The following is a 17,326-nucleotide window of genomic DNA, read 5'->3' as shown; positions in this document are numbered from 1 at the left end:
TTTGTTATTTTTATTGCGCGCCAGCTTTCAATTCTAGAAGCGTGTGACCAAGACCGATATCGTCGGTACGCGTTACCACTTCAAAGCCCGCTTCTTCAACAATCTCTAAGAAATCTTCACTGCGGTAAAAACGACTGTTGCCATTGGCCAAGCAGGTAAAGTAGAGAGACGTCGCGTTTAAGCTATAAGAAGCCGCATCGTATTTCTGTGAATCCCAAAACAGTTCAAGGATATAGACAGTCGCATCTTCTGACATATGAGAGCGAACGCGCTTTAATATGCTCAGAATCTCCATTGGCGAGAAACAATCAAGGAACTGACTCATCCACCAAACATCCGCGCCCGTTGGCAGAGTTTGCTGTTTATCGAGCATATTCGCTGGGAATGGCGTGACTCGCTCTTGATGACCATGCTTTGCCGCGTTTGCCATTGCCATTTCTAGCTGCTGTGGCAAATCAACAATCGTCACCTCAACGTCCGCATCATGGTTGCAGCATTGCATCGCCCACTTACCCGTGTTGCCGCCGATATCCACCAGCGACTTAGGTTTCTTGCTGAAGACTTTTTCAAGTAACACAGGGAACGAGCGATCCGAATAGAAGTGATCAAACTTGAACCAACTCTCTTTGGCTTTTTCTGGCAATTGAGACAAGCCTTGGTAAATGGTTTCCCAATCACCCAACTCTTTCAAGCCTGCAGGTGTGCCTTCTTCAATCGCTTCTGTTAGATGCATCATCGCGGCATAACAAACATCGGCTGTGAAATCCATGTTTGCGTTAGTCATACCATCATGCAGAAGGTAGAAACCAAGGTTAGCCATTTTGTAGTTAGGCTTTTCCCAAGTCACAATATGAGCACTTAACGCCATATCGAGCAGGACTTTCACGCCGTACTCAGAGACACCGGTCGATTCAGAGATAGACTCTGCTGGTAAACCCTCGTTGCCCGCGTCATCTAACGCTTTCAAAATGCCTAAATCACGAAGTGTACGAGCAGTATGAAAAACAATCGGAGCGAAAGACAATTTCTGCGCTTCTGTTTTTGCTTCTAATGCGTTGAATGGATCTAATTTATATTCCGACACGAAAAACCTAACTTTAAATAATAGAGAGTTACTCAGCTGCCATTTGCGCAAGCTTACGTTTAATATCAACGTTTAAGTTATTAACCCAACGGTTGTAATTACGGTGTACTTCACCATCGTCGTACTTCAAATTCTCTGACTCAACGTAAAGAATAGAGTAAAACTTATCACTATAAGGAATTTCAACCACAGCGTGGTGCGAACGAACATACAATTCAGCGCGGATCAAACCAGGCTTTATTTCTGAAACCAACCAGCCTCGATTTTCAGCAGATTCAGAAATAGCTGATTTAACCTGTTTACTTTGAAGATTCAGTGCAACTGGAGTATCCTCAACATTCATTACAGGTTGGACGCGTCCACATCCTGCAAGAACGAATATGAATAACATTGAAACTGCTATTTTTAGTAATTTCATTTAAATTCCTTATCTGTGTTTATTTATAAGCGCGCATAGTATTTAGTTAGACTCAAAGCAAATCAATACTCTATGTCAAATCAATCCCAATTAATGTCGTTTAATATTGAGAAATGGTCTGCAAATTCGACCGGTCTCAATTCCGTTGCAGAATGGCAAGCGTGGAGCACTAATTTAGACTGGCCTCAAGATGGCTCAACTGAATTTAAAGCCATCCCTCCAATGATGCGCCGCCGAATGAGTATGCAAAGCAAATTGGCCGTCCAAACCGCATTAACCCTTTTGAAAGACACCTCTATTGATTATCTAGTGTTTGCCAGCCGACATGGTGAGCTACACCGAACCGCGACTTTAATTCAATCAATATTAGAAGGTGACGATGCCTCACCAATGGCGTTCTCGCAGTCGGTACATAATACCGCAGCCGGTCTAACCACCATTGCCGCCAAAGCACCGATTCCACTGACTTCAATAGCCGCAGGGCAAGATACTTTCCATAACGCTCTGATCGAAGCTTATCTTTACCTTCATCAATATCCGTCGCATCGAGTGTTAGTTATCGATTTCGACCAACCTCTGCCCGAGCTCTACCAAGAGTACGAAACACAGAACTTTGCTGATTATGCGCTGGGCTTAGTGCTCACCGCTGGCAGTGAATACTCTATTACTAGGATAGTAGAGACCAACCAAGCATCTTCCGTGTTACCACAAGGGTTACAAACGCTCCAACATATCTTATTAGGTACAAATAAGTGGGCTATTGCTGGCAAGCACCAAACTTGGTCTTGGGTAAATAACACCGAGACAGGTACAGCGTAATGAGCAGAGTAGACCAGTATTGGCGAGTATTCGCGACAGGCCTCTGCTTTACCATCTTTGGTTTGGGTGGCTTAGTATTGAGCTTCTTAATCTTACCGACTATCGCGCTAACCACTCCCAATACCATTAAAAGAGAGCTTAAAGCACAGCGATTAATCCGTTTCTCATTCAATGCGTTTTGCCAGATCATGAAGTTCACCGGAGCAATCGATTACCGAATTGATGGTGCAGAACTACTGCGTAACGACCGTAACTGCATTATCGTCGCCAACCACCCAAGTTTGATTGACTATGTGCTGATCGCCTCCCAACTTCCTCAATGTGATTGCCTCGTCAAAGCGGCCATTTGGGAAAACCCTTTTATGAAAAGGATTGTCAAAGCGGCAGGTTATATACCGAACCAAGCCCCTGACGATCTTTTAGAGCGCTGTGAAGAACGCTTCTCACGTGGCAATGTCCTGCTGATTTTTCCCGAAGGAACTCGCACAACGCCAGGAATTGAACCATCCTTACAGCGTGGGGCGGCACAAATCGCGACTCGAACACAAACCGATTTACGCGTGATTCATATTACGGTTTCTCCGACATTCTTAACGAAAGAGAAAAAATGGTATCAAGTTCCTGCGTCGAAGCCCTTTTTTCATGTCGCGGTGAAAGGTAAAATAGAAGTCGAACCATTTATTGAAGGCTCAAATAATTTAACTTCGGCAGCAAGGCGCCTTAATCATCATCTTGCACAAACAATTTTCCCTTCCGAAGAAAACATTTAGCGTATCAATAACATAACAGGCGATATCGGCATTTCGAAAATACCCCATATAATGTAGAATCGCCCCCTTAAAGCAGCATTCAGATAAAGCATTAAGTAGGCCAAAGTGGAAACATTACACAACGAACTGAAACAACTGATCATCGACGCATTGAACCTTGAAGACATGAGCATTGATGAGATTGAAACGGAAGCTCCACTATTTGGTGATGGACTTGGACTAGACTCTATCGATGCCCTTGAGCTTGGCCTTGCTATCAAGAAAAAGTACAACATTGTTATCGATGCAGATGATTCAAACACTCGACAGCACTTTGCGTCAGTTGAAAATCTAGCGAACTACATCTCTTCTCAAACGAATAACTAGACAGATCTTTATGACACAAGCTAACCAACAAGAAGTATACAACCAGGTTAAAGATGCGCTTATTGAGCTGTTCGAGCTTAATGCTGAAGATATCACCCCTGAAGCTCATCTCTATCTTGATCTAGACCTAGACAGCATTGATGCCGTTGATTTGGTCGTTCACCTACAGAACGTAACAGGTAAGAAGATCAAACCTGAAGAGTTCAAAGCAGTGCGCACCGTTAATGACGTTGTCGAATCTGTGGTTGAACTATTGAAGGACGCCTAATGCGTCCTCTGCTGACTTTACTGTCGGCAATTATACTTTTCACTTATCCAATAGCGGTTTACTTTGGACTCAACAAGTTTGGCTTACAAACCGTTGGTATTGCCTTAGCCGCTATCTTTGCTGTACGCATTTTCACCGGCGGTCAGGCTAAAATCAAAGAGCTAAAACACCTAGCTTGGATCAGTGGAAGTGCCGGTATTGTTCTGCTGGCTTTAGGCTTAGCCTTTAAGCAACACGGCTGGCTAACCTATTATCCCGTTATCGTTAATGTTTGTATGCTGGTTGTATTCGCTTCGAGCCTATGGCAACCACAAACGATTATCGAACGTCTTGCTCGCCTTCAAGAGCCTGAACTTCCGCAAAGTGGCGTTGATTACACACGAAAAGTCACCAAAGTGTGGTGCTTGTTCTTTGTTATCAATGGCTCTATTGCCCTTTACACCTGCTCCCAACCGCTAGAAGTATGGACCCTATACAATGGCTTACTCAGCTATCTGTTTGCAGGGTTACTCTTTGCAGGAGAGTGGGTAGTAAGACAGCGCATTCGTCAGAGTTAAATTGTTATGACCCAAACCGTATCTTACACCTCGTTGTCTGAGCTTCTTAGCCAGGACAGAGCCCCTGAATCTATTGTCTGCTTTGACGACAATAGCGAGATTACGTGGCAAACATTTAACGACGACTTATCTCAACTCGTACAATTTTTGTCTTTATCCCCTTTTCAACGAATCGCGATTTGTACCCAAGACAGCTACCTATTTGCGGTGGCCTTTTTGGCATGTACAGCAGCCAACAAACACATCATCTTACCGGGCAACTACCAGCCATGTGCGCTTGCTGAGTTAAGTAAGCAGTTTGATTGCCTGCTAGTTGATAACTCGATTGGCGAAGTTGAGGTGAATGACGTTCGTAATATCCAAACCTTATTGGATTCAAACACTGAAGCACAAAAACCTCTAACCGAGAATCTTACGACCATTGATTTGGCAACAGTCCCATTAACTCTGTTCACTTCAGGTTCAAGTGGCACGCCAAAAGCGATAGATAAAACGTTAGAACACCTAGATATTGAAACGGCTCAGTTACACAAGAACTGGGATGCTTTACTCAAGGGAAACCGAATCCAAAGCACCGTTTCCCACCAACACATCTATGGCCTGCTGTTTAGAATCTTATGGCCGCTCTGTTCTGGTGTGCCATTTGCTCGAAACAACCTTGAGTACCCAGAACAAATTCTGTCTCATGCCAATAAAAACTGTGTTCTGATCAGCAGCCCTGCGCTACTCAAGCGATTAAAGCATGAGACCAACAAGGTACAACTTGCAGGAATCTTCTCTTCAGGTGGCCCATTGCCTACCGAGTCGGCTCACCAGTCACGAGATCTACTAGGACATTTACCTATCGAGGTATTTGGCAGCACAGAGACCGGTGGCATCGCCTTTCGCCAACAAGAGAGCGCTCAAACCCCTTGGCAACTTTTTGACTGTATTGAGGCTAGTCTCAACAGTGAGAGTTGCATTAAGTTATTGTCGCCGTACATCGACAAAAACAACTGGTATCAAACCGCCGATGAGTGCGAAATGGTCTCGGATAATCAATTTGTATTGAAAGGCCGGACCGACCGAGTGATCAAGATAGAAGAAAAACGAGTATCACTGGTTGAAGTCGAAAAACGACTAGAGCAACTGCCTTGGATAAGTGAATGCGTGGTGATTCCATTTGAAGAGCCTGAACGCTTAATCTTGGCGTCGGTTTTGGTATTATCAGATGAAGGCCAAGCCACTCTATCAACTATGAGTAAAGGTAAATTCTGGCTGATGCTGCGCACAGAGCTAAGAAAGTGGTTAGAGCCAATCGCTATCCCAAGAAAGTACCGTGTTGTCGATGAGATTCCCCTCAACAGCCAAGGTAAGCGATTAACATCTCACATAGAACAGCTAATAAAATCATAGAAAACGCTGATCGTATTTTACACTGAGATTATCTTTTTATATTTTTGTCAAAGAACCAATATTTGCCCAAGGATTCTAAGCACGCCCTATGGATAATAGAAAACCAACCGTCATTGCGGTAGACACTGTAGAAAATGAATCGACCCTGACACTTAATGTTAGCGGAGATATCACCGATTTTAAGGGACACTTCAAGAGCTTCCCAATTCTACCGGGCGTCACACAAATTGATTGGGCACTTCATTACGCTGTCCAAGAGCTAAACGTCCCTGGTTTCTTTAAAGGCATGGAAGTCATCAAGTTCCAAGAGCCTATCCTGCCTGACGCTACAATTCAGCTATCACTCAAATGGGATGCTGACAAAAATAAGCTGAGCTTCAGTTACACCTCAAACAGCGGTGAACAGACCCACTCTTCAGGCAAAATGAAGCTGGGAGAGAAAAGTGAATAGCACTCCCGTCGAGGCTACTTCTCAGCACCAAACAAAAGAAAGCAGCTATAATGCTTGCTTCCTTATCCCGTGCTTTAACCATGGCGTAACCATGCCTGAAGTGGTGTCGTCACTCCATCATTTTGAGTTGCCGATCATCATCGTTGACGATGGCAGTGAGCTCGCGACCAAACAGTTTCTGACTCCTCTAGCGGAAAACTCACACGTGACTTTGGTGACGCTTGAACAGAATCAAGGCAAAGGCGGCGCAGTAAAGGCTGGCATCAAGCGAGCGCAGCAACTAGGCTTTAGCCACGCTATTCAGATAGATGCTGATGGGCAACACGACCTGGAAGCCTTGCCAACATTGATTGAGGCCTCACAAGCTAAGCCACAACGTCTGATATCAGGCCAGCCTATCTACGACGACAGCGTACCCAAAGCAAGGCTCTATGGGCGCTACGCGACACATATCTGGGTATGGATAGAAACCCTTTCTTTATCAATTAAAGACAGCATGTGTGGCTTTAGAGCGTATCCTATCAACCAAACTCAAACTGTGTTGAATAAGTACGATGTTGGTTCGAGAATGGACTTCGATATCGAGATTTTGGTTCGCCTGTATTGGGAAGGTTGCGACATAGACTTCGTTGAAACGCGCGTTATCTATCCTGAGAACGGCATCTCTCATTTCGATGCGTTGTGGGATAACGTCAAAATCAGTTGGATGCATACACGTCTATTCTTCGGCATGCTACCAAGAGCACCAAAACTGATTGCTCGCCATTTCAAATCCGATTCAGCTGATAATAACCCAAATTTATCGACTGATTCAGAGCCGCAAGCTTCTGAACAACCACACTGGTCCCGCACTCAAGAACGCGGCACAGTATTAGGCATTAAGCTGTTATTAGCCATTTATACCTTGTTAGGTCGCGGTGTGTTCAACCTCATTCTGCGTGGTGTGATGCGTTACTACCACTTGACGGGCCAGCGTGCGCGAAACGCTTCCGAACAATATCTATTCCAATTAAAAGCCTATGCGGAACAGCAAAATATTGAGCTCCCCGGAGAACTAACCAGTTACAACCATCTGCTTTCATTTGGCCATACGATGCTCGACAAGCTCGCGGCATGGAAAGGTGATTTCTCGGCAGATAACCTGACTATTCATGGCCAAGACCAGTTCGAGAGCATGGTGGCAAATAAGCAAGGTGTGCTAATCCTTGGATCTCACCTTGGCAATATTGAGCTGTGCCGAGCTTTGGGTCGCAGACACTCGAACATTAAAATCAACGCTCTGGTTTTCACTGAGCACGCTGAACGTTTTAATTCAGTAATGAAAGCAGTTAACCCGCAGTCTGATTTAAACCTGATTCAAGTGACATCAATGGGGCCAGATACGGCTATCTTATTACAACAGAAGTTGGAGCAAGGAGAATGGATCGTAATTGTTGGCGATAGAACTTCCACCAGCAAAGAGAGCCGCTCAGTATGGGCTGAGTTCTTAGGTAAGGAAGCTCCATTCCCTCAAGGTCCATTTATGTTAGCCTCTGTGCTAAAAGCACCCGTATTTTTACTGTTTGGCCTACGTGACGACTCACAATCTAAGCCGCATTTTAATGTCTATTTCGAGCATTTTAGCGACAAAATCGAGCTACCAAGAAAGACTCGCGAACAATCTTTACAGCAAGTCGTGCAGAAATACGCAGACCGACTTCAGCACTACACACTGCAAGCACCGCTTCAGTGGTACAACTTTTTTAACTTTTGGACATTGAGCAACCAGCACCATGACGAAAAAGAATCCAAATAGCATCACTTTTGGTGCCGAACGCCTCACGATTGAGGATGTTGTCGCTATTTCACAAGGCGCAAAAGCCTCGATGAACTCAAGTAATGAGTTCACATCTAAGATCGACCTCGGTGTCGCTTTTTTAGAACGTCTATTAAAAGAAGAAGGCGTGATCTATGGCGTAACCACTGGCTACGGTGATTCATGTACCGTTGCAATTCCGCCGAACCTAGTTGACGAACTGCCACTGCATCTAACGCGCTTTCACGGCTGTGGATTAGGCGAAATACTGTCTCATGAGCAAGCTCGTGCTGTATTAGCGACACGTCTTTGTTCATTGTCACAAGGTGTGTCTGGTGTGACTCACGATCTTCTCAATCAGATCGTCACTCTCATCAACCAAGATATCTCACCGCGTATTCCTCAAGAAGGCTCTGTCGGTGCTAGTGGCGATCTAACGCCTCTATCTTATCTAGCTGCAGCACTGATCGGTGAGCGTGATGTTATCTATAAAGGTGAAGTACGCCCAACCAGTGATGTTTATAAAGAACTAGGCATTAACCCTATCAAACTAAAGCCAAAAGAAGGCTTGGCATTGATGAATGGCACTTCGGTAATGACAGCATTAGCTTGTATCGCCTACAAACGTGCGGAATACCTAGCTCAGCTATCAACAAAAATTACAGCAATGGTGTCTGTAGGGATGCAGGGCAACGACTTCCACTTCGACGAAGCACTGTTCGCAGTGAAGCCTCACCCAGGCCAACAACAAATTGCAGCATGGTTACGTGACGATCTGCAAGCGGATCGCCCACCTCGCAACAGTGACCGTCTGCAAGATCGTTACTCATTGCGTTGTGCTCCGCACGTTATCGGTGTGGTTCAAGACTCTCTACCTTGGCTACGCCAAATGATCGAAAACGAGCTCAACAGCGCTAACGACAACCCAATTATCGATGGCGACAATGAGCGTGTACTGCATGGTGGACACTTCTACGGTGGTCATATCGCAATGGCGATGGATACGCTAAAAACAGCGGTAGCTAACCTTGCAGATCTGCTTGATCGTCAAATGGCACAGCTGATGGATTACAAGTTCAACAACGGTCTGCCATTTAACCTAACCGGTGCTGAAGGCGAACGTAAACCAATTAACCATGGCTTCAAAGCGGTACAGATCGGCGTTTCAGCTTGGACAGCAGAAGCATTGAAACACACCATGCCAGCAAGCGTATTCTCTCGTTCAACCGAGTGTCACAACCAAGACAAAGTCAGCATGGGTACCATTGCGGCTCGTGACTGCTTGCGCGTTCTTGAACTGACTGAACAAGTAGCGGCAGCGTCACTTCTGGCGGGAACACAAGCGCTTGAGCTTCGTAAACGCCACAATGAGCTTGATGAGCACCACATGAGTGAAAACCTAAAGCACATTCGAGACGAAGTACTCAAAGAGTTTGAATTTATCGTAGAAGATCGACCACTTGAAGGCGATCTACGCCACTTCATTGATCGTATTCAAAGTCAGCACTGGTCACTTTACTCATAGAGTAGCTAACCTCATAGAGTAGCCAACCTCATAAAGTTGGCTAACCCTTTACGCAATATTGTTGAGAGCGATTTATGTCTGAAATCCTTCATCCATTACAATCTGAGGTGACGCTTATCACCTCATTCCAAGATGCCGACCCGATGGGCGTGATCTATCACGGCAACTACTTCCGATTCTTTGAAGAAGTAAGACGTATCATGATGGATAAGATTGAGTATAACTACCATGAGATGAAGGATTCGGGCTACATGTGGCCGATCATCGATACACGCGTGAAATACATTAAGGCGATACCTTTCAATCACCAGATCAAAGTATCGGCTAAGTTAACCGAGTGGGAAAACCGTCTGCGCGTTGACTACGAGATTCACGATGCCAACACAGGTGCTCGTATGACACGCGCTCACACTATGCAGGTTGCGGTAACCATCGATGAACAAGAGATGTGCTTCGCTTCGCCAAAAGTATTTACCGATAAAATCGAACACTGGCACCAGTTTGGTTGCTTACCTCTAGCCAATGGGCATCAATCTCAGGCCACTAGCCCACAGCAGGTGAATCATGAATCTGTTTAAACGCAGCCGCAAATACATCAATATCGCGCTAATTGGACTTACTGCGATGATGGCAAGCGGCCTTGTAAGCGCCAAAGAAAACTCTGCTGCTGTCAGTTCTATTTCAGAGCTGCAGACGGTGCTCAGCGAAAATAGTATCGTTCGTGGTCAGTTCACTCAAACGCGCAACATGGAAATGTTCGCCCAACCTCTAACATCACAAGGTACTTTCCTGTTAGACAAGTCGAATGGTTTGCTTTGGACACAAGCGACCCCCTTTCCTGTGAGCTTAGTGCTCACGGATAACAAACTGAGCCAAAGGTTTGCCGATCAACCCGCTAAGATCATCACCGATAAAGAAAACCCAATGGCATTTTATTTCAGCCATATATTCCTGTCGGTGTTTCACGGGGACACGCAAAAACTTCAAGAGCAATTCTCACTGTCATTTGAACCAGCGACTGCGAAAAATTCTGATGAAAGTGCAAACTCAAGTTCACAAGACACACGATGGACACTCACTCTAAAGCCAAAGAATGCGCCAATGAACGCGGTGTTTGAAGCTATCACACTGCAAGGACAAGGTGACATTGAACGTATCGAACTTAGAGAAGTTCGTGGGGACAGCACAGTGATCGAATTTAGCCAGTTAAGCCATCTACCGGAAGTATTATCAGATGCTGAAGCGCAACAATTCCAATTCTAGCCTAGCCCTTGCTTGGCTTGTTGTCGTAATACTGTTTAGCGGATTGTTGATCAAACAATTCGCTTTTTCTTCGTCAGTACCCATTGAAAGCAACATCATGAAATTGCTGCCTGAAAACCAGCAAGACCCCATGGTAGAACAAGCCTTTCAGCAGATATCCAGCTCGATGAGCGAGCAAGTGGTGTTTATCATAAGTGCCTCCGCCATCGAACAAGCCATGACAGCGACTGACGCTTTTGAAAAAGCCCTCAACCAAAGATCTTTCTCAAATCAGCCAACTCTGTTTAAGCAAGTTCAAGGCAAGATCAACGCCAGCACGCAAAGCCAATGGAGCGATTTCTATTTTCGTCACCGAGCTCAACTTCTAACTCAACAACAAAAAGAGACGCTGACACACTCGCCGGATTCGCGAGCTCAATATGTCATTCAGTCTCTGTACAATCCGTTCTCAGGCGTCACTGCAGCAGAGCTATCTCTCGACCCATTCTTGTTATTTCGCGACTACATCAGTGCTGTTGGCGTTCAATCAAGTAACTTTGTTCTAAAAGAGGGCTATCTCACCGCTCAATCTAATGAGCAAACTCATATTTTGGTGACGGCGACTCTGGCGGGTTCGCCTTATAGTTTGGCGATTCAAGAGCAACTTCCAGGTCTTGATTCAATTGAGCGCAAGCTCGAAAAGCAGTTTGGTGTCAAAGTGCAGCATACCGGTGTGGTGTTCTACGCCAATTACGGTACCGAAAGCGCGAAATCAGAAATCAGTACCATTGGTTTGGGCTCATTGGCAGGTGTAATTTTATTGGTGTGGCTGACGTTTCGTAGTGCCCTACCACTTGCCTTATCCTTACTTTCCATCAGTACTGGATTGTTGGTTGCGTTGGCAAGCACCGTCGCTATCTTCGGCAAGGTTCACCTGTTTAGTTTGGTGTTCGGTGCCAGCTTAATTGGCGTATCCATCGACTACTCTTTCCATTACCTAACCGATCGTTTGGCGGCTGGTAATCTATGGCGAAGCGACAAAGGGTTGAAACATATTATCGTTGCGATCACCTTGGGTCTGATCACCAGCTTGATTGGCTACCTAGGTCTGTTGGTGGCACCTTTCCCAGGTTTACAGCAACTTGCTCTTTTTTCGTCGATTGGACTGATCGCAGCTTACGCCAGTGTGGTGTGTTGGTATCCGGTTTTAGCGGCAAAACCAAGCCAAGAACGACCTCTTCCCTTATCGAAGCTTTGGCATACTTGGTTAAGCCTCTGGAGCAACCAAAAATTTAGAATTGGCTTACCATTAATAGTGACTGTCGTTAGTTTGATATCACTCAGCCAAATTCGCTACGACGACGATATTCGTCAACTTCAAGCGATGCCAGATCAACTCAAACAGCAAGAGCAAGCCATTACTGATATCTCAGGATTAGGCAGCGGTCAAAATATGCTGCTGGTGACCGCCAAGAGCGACCAAAAACTGCTAAAAAAACTGGCTGAGATCACCACGAGCTTAGATTCTTTGGTCGATAGCCAAGGTATCTCCGGATATCGCAGCATCAACCAACAATTGTTAAGCAAACAAGAACAACATGATAACTATCAATTGGTTGAACAACTCTACAGCCAGCAAAGCCATATCTTACAGAACACGCTTGGTTGGCCTAGCTTTCCAGAATTACCTAAGTTCGAAGCAATCACGGTATCTGGATTTTTAGAATCACCAGTGTCAGAACCTGTTCGACCACTTTGGTTAAAGCCGATAGACGGACAAGCAGCGTCAGTCATTTTGATCAAAGACGTCACAAATTCAGAACTGTTCTCTCAATGGTTTGATTCAAGCTTTGCTCAGCAGCAAGGTGTTAAATACCTCAATAAAGCCGATGAAATCTCCGCTCTATTTGCGGAATATAGAGTCAAGATCACCGAGCTATTATTGATAGCTTTGGCCGCTATTGGAATGGTGTTAGGTTGGCGCTACGGTGTGAAGCAAAGCCTATTAATGCTGTTGCCTTCATTAATTGCCGGAGTCGCTGGTTTAGCGGTCACGGGCATTTTAGGTTCAACATTGAACCTGTTTAATCTGCTAGGCTTGATTCTGATTTTAGGGATTGGCATCGACTACACCTTATTCTTTGCCGAACAGAAAAAATCGCTCAGTACCTTGCTCGCTATTAGTTTATCCGGCCTCACGACGCTGCTTTCGTTTGGCTTACTGTCGCTGAGTCAGACTCACGCTATTCATAGCTTCGGGGTGACGGTTCTGACAGGGATTTTTGTCGCTTGGCTACTTTCTCCACTCGCGATCAACAGTGGCAAAAGCGTAGAACGACCAATCTCTCGAGAGGCTTTTAGATGATCAAGACATTAAAGGTAACCTTCGCCACGCTAGTGGGTATTCTGCTCAGTGCATGCTCGATGGTTTCTCAGCAACCTACAGGCGCGAGTGTGTCTATCAACAATGACACTGAGCTAGCACTACCATTACCAGCTGAACTGGGATACTCCCTCACGGCCAGTCAGCTCATCAGCGCTACGTGGGAAACCGACACGCAGCAACTTCCCGTTCAAGTCGAAGTGACAGCGGATAAAGTGGTTTTGGCTGGTTTTTCTTCTTGGGGTACTCGCATCTTATCACTGCAATACCAAAATCAAGTGATTGATACGCAGGTTTTGTCTGGGCTTGGCGCAACTTTGCCACAGCCCGAACAGGTGCTATTCAATTTAATGTTGACCCTATGGCCGGCTGAAGCCTGGGCTCAACCTTTACAAAACATAGGTTGGCACCTAGTCGATACCGACAAAACAAGAACCGTTTTTGACGACAACCAGCAAGCCATCATTCGTATTGAATACCAAGTAAAAGTCGGCGAACCAAAGATCTCTGGAGAGATTGTTTTCAAGCATCTGATCCAAGGCTACACCATCACCATACAAACGTTGAACTCAACGATTGTCGCTAACCCAAGTAAGAGCTAAACACTATGCCTATTTATATCCAAGACTGTGGTTTCCACTCAGCGCTAGGCTCAAGTATTGCTGACATTCATGGCTGTCTCAAAGGCGAGCGTGAACCAAACATGGTTGAAGTAAGCGATACGCTCAACGACGGTAAGCACACTGTCGTTGGCAAAATCGCGAGTGAACTGCCAGAGATTCCATCCACTCTCGCGCAATACGCCACTCGCAACAATCAACTGGCATTATCGGCTCTTAATCAAATCAAAGATTCTATTGAGCAAGCAAAATTACAATTTGGCGCCGAGCGCGTTGCCGTAGTTATCGGCACCAGCACCTCTGGGATATCGGACGGTGAGGCCGCTTTTAAGCACAAACTCGACCAAGGTTCTTTTCCCGAGCATTATCACTACTCAAAACAAGAGCTAGGGAACACTTCCGAGTTCGTTAGCCAATACTGCTCATTAACCGGCCCGAGCTACGCGATCTCGACCGCCTGTTCATCCAGCGGCCGCGTATTTCTTACCGCTCAACGTTTGTTAGATTCTGGAATGGCAGATGCAGTGCTAGTAGGCGGCGTCGATACTTTGTGTAAGCTAACGCTGAATGGTTTCCATGGCCTAGAAGCACTCTCAACAACACATTGTAAGCCGTTTAGCGCCTCTCGTGATGGCATCAACATCGGAGAAGCAGCGGCGTTTATGTTGCTCAGCAAGACCATCCCAACCAGAGTTAAGACAACGCAAGGCACGTCAAACATTGCCCTATTAGGCTGTGGTGACAGCTCCGACGCACACCATATTTCAGCGCCCCACCCAGAAGGAAATGGCGCGGAAGAAGCGATGAGAAAAGCGTTAGATTCTGCTGAATTACAAGCAGAAGAGATCGGTTATATCAATGCCCATGGCACCGCAACGCCACTCAATGATTCAATGGAAAGCAAAGCCATTTATCGTATTTTTGCAAACAAGGTTCCCGTCAGTTCTACCAAACCGCTGACCGGGCATACTCTAGGCGCAGCAAGTGCGATTGAGGCTGCAATTGCGTGGCATATTTTGAAATATGACTTACCGCTTCCCTTACAAAAATGTCAGGATAAAGCTGAAGATATTGAGATTGATTTGGTAAACTGTTCACAGAAACTTAAAGCAAAGAACATCTTAAGCAACTCGTTTGCTTTTGGTGGCAACAACATTAGCCTGATTTTTGGTGTAGTAAATGACTGATATCCCTTCTGTAGACCAACTTCTCCCTCACGATGATCCGATGATATTAATCGATCGTGCTATCAGCGTAGAGGCGTTGTCGATCCACTGTCAGGTCGATATTGGTGACCATAATCTGTTCTTTGACGCCGAATCTCAAACGGTACCAGCATATGTTGGAATCGAGTTTATGGCGCAGTCTGTAGCGGCATGGTCTGGATATCACGCACTTAAAAACGGCACCACGCCCCCAATCGGATTCTTACTCGGCTCTCGTCGCTATAAATCACTGTGTGATGAGTTTACTCAAGGTCAGACCCTTGATATCTACGCCGAACAGATGATGGAAGACAGCGGTATGGCTGTGTTTACCGCAAGAGTCGAAGACCGAGGTGAGTTAGTGGCTCAATGCCAACTCAACGTCTACGTGCCGACCGAACAAAAATTACAAGAAATGAAAACTAGGAGCCCATCATGAGCCGTCAGGTTTTAGTCACTGGTGCCAGTAAAGGTATTGGTAAAGCGATCGCTATTCAACTCGCGAAAGACGGGTTTGAAATCGCCGTTCATTACATGGGTGACAAGCAAGGTGCTGAAGAGACGCTAAAGTCGATCACCGAACTGGGTGGCGCTGGACGTCTTATTCAATTTGATATCAGCAAACGAAGCGAGTGTCGCGAAAAGCTTGAGTCTGATATCGCTGAACATGGTGCTTACTATGGTGTAGTGAACAACGCGGGCATTACTCGTGACACTGCATTCCCCGCGATGACGGAAGAAGAGTGGGATGGTGTGATCCATACCAACCTAGATAGCTTCTACAACGTACTTCACCCTTGTGTAATGCCTATGGTTCAAAAGCGTAAAGGTGGCCGTATCGTCACTCTAGCGTCGGTATCCGGCATTATGGGTAACCGTGGTCAAACTAACTATGCTGCAGCAAAAGCGGGGGTGATTGGCGCAACTAAGTCTCTTGCTCTAGAACTCGCAAAACGCAAGATCACGGTAAACTGTGTCGCTCCTGGCTTAATTGACACAGGTATGGTTGACGAGCACGTGAAAGATCATGCACTTCCTCAAGTACCACTGCGCCGTATGGGTGAGCCGGAAGAAGTAGCCGGCCTAGTCAGCTACCTAATGTCTGATATTGCAGGCTACGTAACTCGCCAAGTGATTTCAGTAAATGGAGGCTTAGTATGACCCGCCGCGTTGTTGTAACTGGAATGTCTGGTGTTACTGCTTTTGGTAACGACTGGCAACAGATAGAGCCTAAGCTAAAGGCCTGTGAAAATGCGACTCAATATATGCCAAGCTTCGAGCAATATGATGGTCTCAACACAAAACTTGCCGCGCCTATTGATGACTTCCAACTGCCTAAACACTACAAGCGTAAGCAAGTGCGTGGCATGGGCCGTGTATCACGCCTAGCTACCGTTGCGACTGAGAATGCATTGGAGCAAGCCGGCTTAATTGGTCACGATGTATTGACCAATGGCGAAACTGGTATCGCTTACGGCTCTTCAACTGGCAGTACCGATGCGGTTGGTGCTTTCGGAGTAATGCTGAACGAGAAGTCGACACGAGCAATCACAGCAACCACTTACGTTCAAATGATGCCACACACAGCCGCGGTAAACGTAGGTCTGTTCTTTGGTCTGCGTGGCCGCGTGATTCCCACCAGCAGCGCCTGTACTTCAGGAAGCCAAGCCATTGGTTACGCCTATGAAGCGATCAAGCATGGTTACCAAACCGTAATGGTTGCCGGTGGTGGTGAAGAGTTATGCCCAACTGAGTCTGCCGTTTTCGATACCCTTTTCGCTACCAGTTTAAAAAACGACACACCCAAGAAATCCCCTAGCCCATACGACAGCGAGCGTGATGGCTTGGTTATCGGCGAAGGCGCTGGAACCCTGATCCTTGAAGAGTACGAACATGCTGTTGCTCGTGGCGCAAAGATCTACGCAGAAATCATAGGTTTTGCGAGCAACTGTGATGCGGCTCATGTGACTCAACCTCAGATGGAAACCATGCAAATCTGTATGGAGAAAGCATTGAGAGACGCACAACTTCCAGCTGAGAAGATTGGCTATGTTTCTGCGCACGGTACTGCGACTGAAAAAGGTGATATTGCAGAGAGTAACGCGACAGCGAATATCTTTGGTGAAGTACCAATCAGCTCTCTTAAGAGTTACTTTGGCCATACGCTTGGTGCATGTGGTGCAATTGAAGCGTGGCTCAGCCTAGAGATGATGCATAGCGGTTGGTTCAGCCCAACCCTAAACCTTAAGAATGTCGATGAACAGTGCGGCAAGCTCGATTACATCACGGGCTCAGGTCGCGAATTGGATGTTGAATACTTGATGAGCAACAACTTTGCTTTTGGTGGAATCAACACCTCTATCATCTTCAAGAAAGTCTAAGCTTAGCTACATAAAACGCTAAGTAAATAAAAAGGTTCATCGCGGAT

Annotated in this window: 19 protein-coding genes; 17 read left to right on the top strand and 2 right to left on the bottom strand. The window is 45.9% G+C overall.

Going from position 1 to position 17,326, the window contains the following annotated elements; all coding sequences use genetic code 11:
* Nucleotides 1-10: 10 nt before the first annotated feature.
* Together AB4329_RS19180 and AB4329_RS19175 are read right to left on the bottom strand one after the other, a co-directional pair.
* Entirely contained in the window at nt 11-1,084 is a 1,074-nt protein-coding gene (locus AB4329_RS19180) for a methyltransferase (protein ID WP_017062270.1), read from the bottom strand.
* 28 nt (nt 1,085-1,112) lie between these two features.
* A complete protein-coding gene (locus AB4329_RS19175) occupies nt 1,113-1,502 on the bottom strand; it encodes a hypothetical protein (RefSeq protein WP_372139050.1) in 390 nt (129 codons plus the stop codon).
* 72 nt (nt 1,503-1,574) lie between these two features.
* Here AB4329_RS19175 and AB4329_RS19170 point away from each other — a divergent pair, with 72 nt between their 5' ends.
* The 17 genes from AB4329_RS19170 (at nt 1,575) to AB4329_RS19090 (ending at nt 17,279) form a co-directional block, all read left to right on the top strand.
* The gene (locus AB4329_RS19170; protein WP_372139048.1) at nt 1,575-2,321 is read left to right on the top strand and encodes a beta-ketoacyl synthase chain length factor; all 747 of its coding nucleotides are present in this window, start codon (nt 1,575-1,577) and stop codon (nt 2,319-2,321) included.
* Complete coding sequence (locus AB4329_RS19165) at nt 2,321-3,091, top strand: 1-acyl-sn-glycerol-3-phosphate acyltransferase (RefSeq protein WP_048661930.1); 771 nt, start codon at nt 2,321-2,323, stop codon at nt 3,089-3,091. Before AB4329_RS19170 ends, AB4329_RS19165 begins: the two co-directional genes overlap by 1 nt.
* 105 nt (nt 3,092-3,196) lie before the next feature.
* On the top strand, nt 3,197-3,457 hold the full coding sequence (locus AB4329_RS19160) for a phosphopantetheine-binding protein (protein ID WP_004736154.1): 261 nt from the start codon (nt 3,197-3,199) through the stop codon (nt 3,455-3,457).
* Nucleotides 3,458-3,467: 10 nt separating this feature from the next.
* Entirely contained in the window at nt 3,468-3,725 is a 258-nt protein-coding gene (locus AB4329_RS19155) for an acyl carrier protein (protein ID WP_371714134.1), read from the top strand.
* A complete protein-coding gene (locus tag AB4329_RS19150; RefSeq protein WP_372139046.1) occupies nt 3,725-4,282 on the top strand; it encodes a septation protein IspZ in 558 nt (185 codons plus the stop codon). Before AB4329_RS19155 ends, AB4329_RS19150 begins: the two co-directional genes overlap by 1 nt.
* 6 nt (nt 4,283-4,288) lie before the next feature.
* The gene (locus AB4329_RS19145) at nt 4,289-5,677 is read left to right on the top strand and encodes an AMP-binding protein (protein ID WP_372139044.1); all 1,389 of its coding nucleotides are present in this window, start codon (nt 4,289-4,291) and stop codon (nt 5,675-5,677) included.
* 88 nt (nt 5,678-5,765) lie between these two features.
* Entirely contained in the window at nt 5,766-6,128 is a 363-nt protein-coding gene (locus AB4329_RS19140; RefSeq protein ID WP_146492334.1) for a 3-hydroxyacyl-ACP dehydratase, read from the top strand.
* Nucleotides 6,121-7,923 carry a glycosyltransferase gene (locus AB4329_RS19135; protein WP_372139043.1) on the top strand — a complete coding sequence of 601 codons (1,803 nt, stop codon included), beginning with the start codon at nt 6,121-6,123 and terminating at the stop codon, nt 7,921-7,923. Before AB4329_RS19140 ends, AB4329_RS19135 begins: the two co-directional genes overlap by 8 nt.
* Nucleotides 7,901-9,448 (top strand): histidine ammonia-lyase, encoded by a 1,548-nt coding sequence (gene hutH, locus AB4329_RS19130; protein WP_372074560.1) that lies wholly within the window; start codon nt 7,901-7,903, stop codon nt 9,446-9,448. Before AB4329_RS19135 ends, hutH begins: the two co-directional genes overlap by 23 nt.
* Nucleotides 9,449-9,522: 74 nt before the next feature.
* The gene (locus AB4329_RS19125) at nt 9,523-10,026 is read left to right on the top strand and encodes an acyl-CoA thioesterase (protein WP_371714131.1); all 504 of its coding nucleotides are present in this window, start codon (nt 9,523-9,525) and stop codon (nt 10,024-10,026) included.
* Nucleotides 10,013-10,711, top strand: a complete 699-nt coding sequence (locus AB4329_RS19120; RefSeq protein ID WP_372074562.1) for an outer membrane lipoprotein carrier protein LolA — start codon at nt 10,013-10,015, stop codon at nt 10,709-10,711. The genes AB4329_RS19125 and AB4329_RS19120 overlap by 14 nt, the downstream gene beginning before the upstream one ends.
* On the top strand, nt 10,683-13,055 hold the full coding sequence (locus AB4329_RS19115) for an MMPL family transporter (protein WP_372139041.1): 2,373 nt from the start codon (nt 10,683-10,685) through the stop codon (nt 13,053-13,055). Before AB4329_RS19120 ends, AB4329_RS19115 begins: the two co-directional genes overlap by 29 nt.
* Nucleotides 13,052-13,675, top strand: coding sequence for a DUF3261 domain-containing protein (locus AB4329_RS19110; protein ID WP_372139039.1), 624 nt, complete (start codon nt 13,052-13,054; stop codon nt 13,673-13,675). Before AB4329_RS19115 ends, AB4329_RS19110 begins: the two co-directional genes overlap by 4 nt.
* 5 nt (nt 13,676-13,680) lie before the next feature.
* A complete protein-coding gene (locus AB4329_RS19105) occupies nt 13,681-14,880 on the top strand; it encodes a beta-ketoacyl-[acyl-carrier-protein] synthase family protein (protein ID WP_372139037.1) in 1,200 nt (399 codons plus the stop codon).
* Nucleotides 14,873-15,337 carry a hotdog family protein gene (locus AB4329_RS19100; RefSeq protein ID WP_017062284.1) on the top strand — a complete coding sequence of 155 codons (465 nt, stop codon included), beginning with the start codon at nt 14,873-14,875 and terminating at the stop codon, nt 15,335-15,337. The genes AB4329_RS19105 and AB4329_RS19100 overlap by 8 nt, the downstream gene beginning before the upstream one ends.
* Complete coding sequence (locus AB4329_RS19095; protein WP_017062285.1) at nt 15,334-16,059, top strand: 3-ketoacyl-ACP reductase FabG2; 726 nt, start codon at nt 15,334-15,336, stop codon at nt 16,057-16,059. The genes AB4329_RS19100 and AB4329_RS19095 overlap by 4 nt, the downstream gene beginning before the upstream one ends.
* Complete coding sequence (locus AB4329_RS19090) at nt 16,056-17,279, top strand: beta-ketoacyl-ACP synthase (protein WP_017062286.1); 1,224 nt, start codon at nt 16,056-16,058, stop codon at nt 17,277-17,279. The genes AB4329_RS19095 and AB4329_RS19090 overlap by 4 nt, the downstream gene beginning before the upstream one ends.
* Nucleotides 17,280-17,326 lie beyond the last annotated feature (47 nt).

This window comes from Vibrio sp. 10N.261.54.A5, assembly GCF_041471145.1.
In the GTDB taxonomy this organism is placed as follows: Bacteria; Pseudomonadota; Gammaproteobacteria; order Enterobacterales; family Vibrionaceae; genus Vibrio; species Vibrio crassostreae_C.
The sequence above is the reverse complement of the archived record's forward strand: the minus strand, read 5'-3'. Positions and strand labels throughout refer to the sequence as shown.

Coding starts and splice junctions, on each gene's coding strand:
- AB4329_RS19100 (WP_017062284.1), top strand. CDS start 14,873: ATGACTGATATCCCTTCTGTAGACCAACTTCTCCCTCACGATGATCCG.
- AB4329_RS19105 (WP_372139037.1), top strand. CDS start 13,681: ATGCCTATTTATATCCAAGACTGTGGTTTCCACTCAGCGCTAGGCTCA.
- AB4329_RS19120 (WP_372074562.1), top strand. CDS start 10,013: ATGAATCTGTTTAAACGCAGCCGCAAATACATCAATATCGCGCTAATT.
- AB4329_RS19090 (WP_017062286.1), top strand. CDS start 16,056: ATGACCCGCCGCGTTGTTGTAACTGGAATGTCTGGTGTTACTGCTTTT.
- AB4329_RS19145 (WP_372139044.1), top strand. CDS start 4,289: ATGACCCAAACCGTATCTTACACCTCGTTGTCTGAGCTTCTTAGCCAG.
- AB4329_RS19110 (WP_372139039.1), top strand. CDS start 13,052: ATGATCAAGACATTAAAGGTAACCTTCGCCACGCTAGTGGGTATTCTG.
- AB4329_RS19115 (WP_372139041.1), top strand. CDS start 10,683: ATGCTGAAGCGCAACAATTCCAATTCTAGCCTAGCCCTTGCTTGGCTT.
- AB4329_RS19170 (WP_372139048.1), top strand. CDS start 1,575: ATGTCAAATCAATCCCAATTAATGTCGTTTAATATTGAGAAATGGTCT.
- AB4329_RS19140 (WP_146492334.1), top strand. CDS start 5,766: ATGGATAATAGAAAACCAACCGTCATTGCGGTAGACACTGTAGAAAAT.
- AB4329_RS19155 (WP_371714134.1), top strand. CDS start 3,468: ATGACACAAGCTAACCAACAAGAAGTATACAACCAGGTTAAAGATGCG.
- AB4329_RS19125 (WP_371714131.1), top strand. CDS start 9,523: ATGTCTGAAATCCTTCATCCATTACAATCTGAGGTGACGCTTATCACC.
- AB4329_RS19095 (WP_017062285.1), top strand. CDS start 15,334: ATGAGCCGTCAGGTTTTAGTCACTGGTGCCAGTAAAGGTATTGGTAAA.
- AB4329_RS19165 (WP_048661930.1), top strand. CDS start 2,321: ATGAGCAGAGTAGACCAGTATTGGCGAGTATTCGCGACAGGCCTCTGC.
- AB4329_RS19175 (WP_372139050.1), bottom strand. CDS start 1,502: ATGAAATTACTAAAAATAGCAGTTTCAATGTTATTCATATTCGTTCTT.
- AB4329_RS19150 (WP_372139046.1), top strand. CDS start 3,725: ATGCGTCCTCTGCTGACTTTACTGTCGGCAATTATACTTTTCACTTAT.
- hutH (WP_372074560.1), top strand. CDS start 7,901: ATGACGAAAAAGAATCCAAATAGCATCACTTTTGGTGCCGAACGCCTC.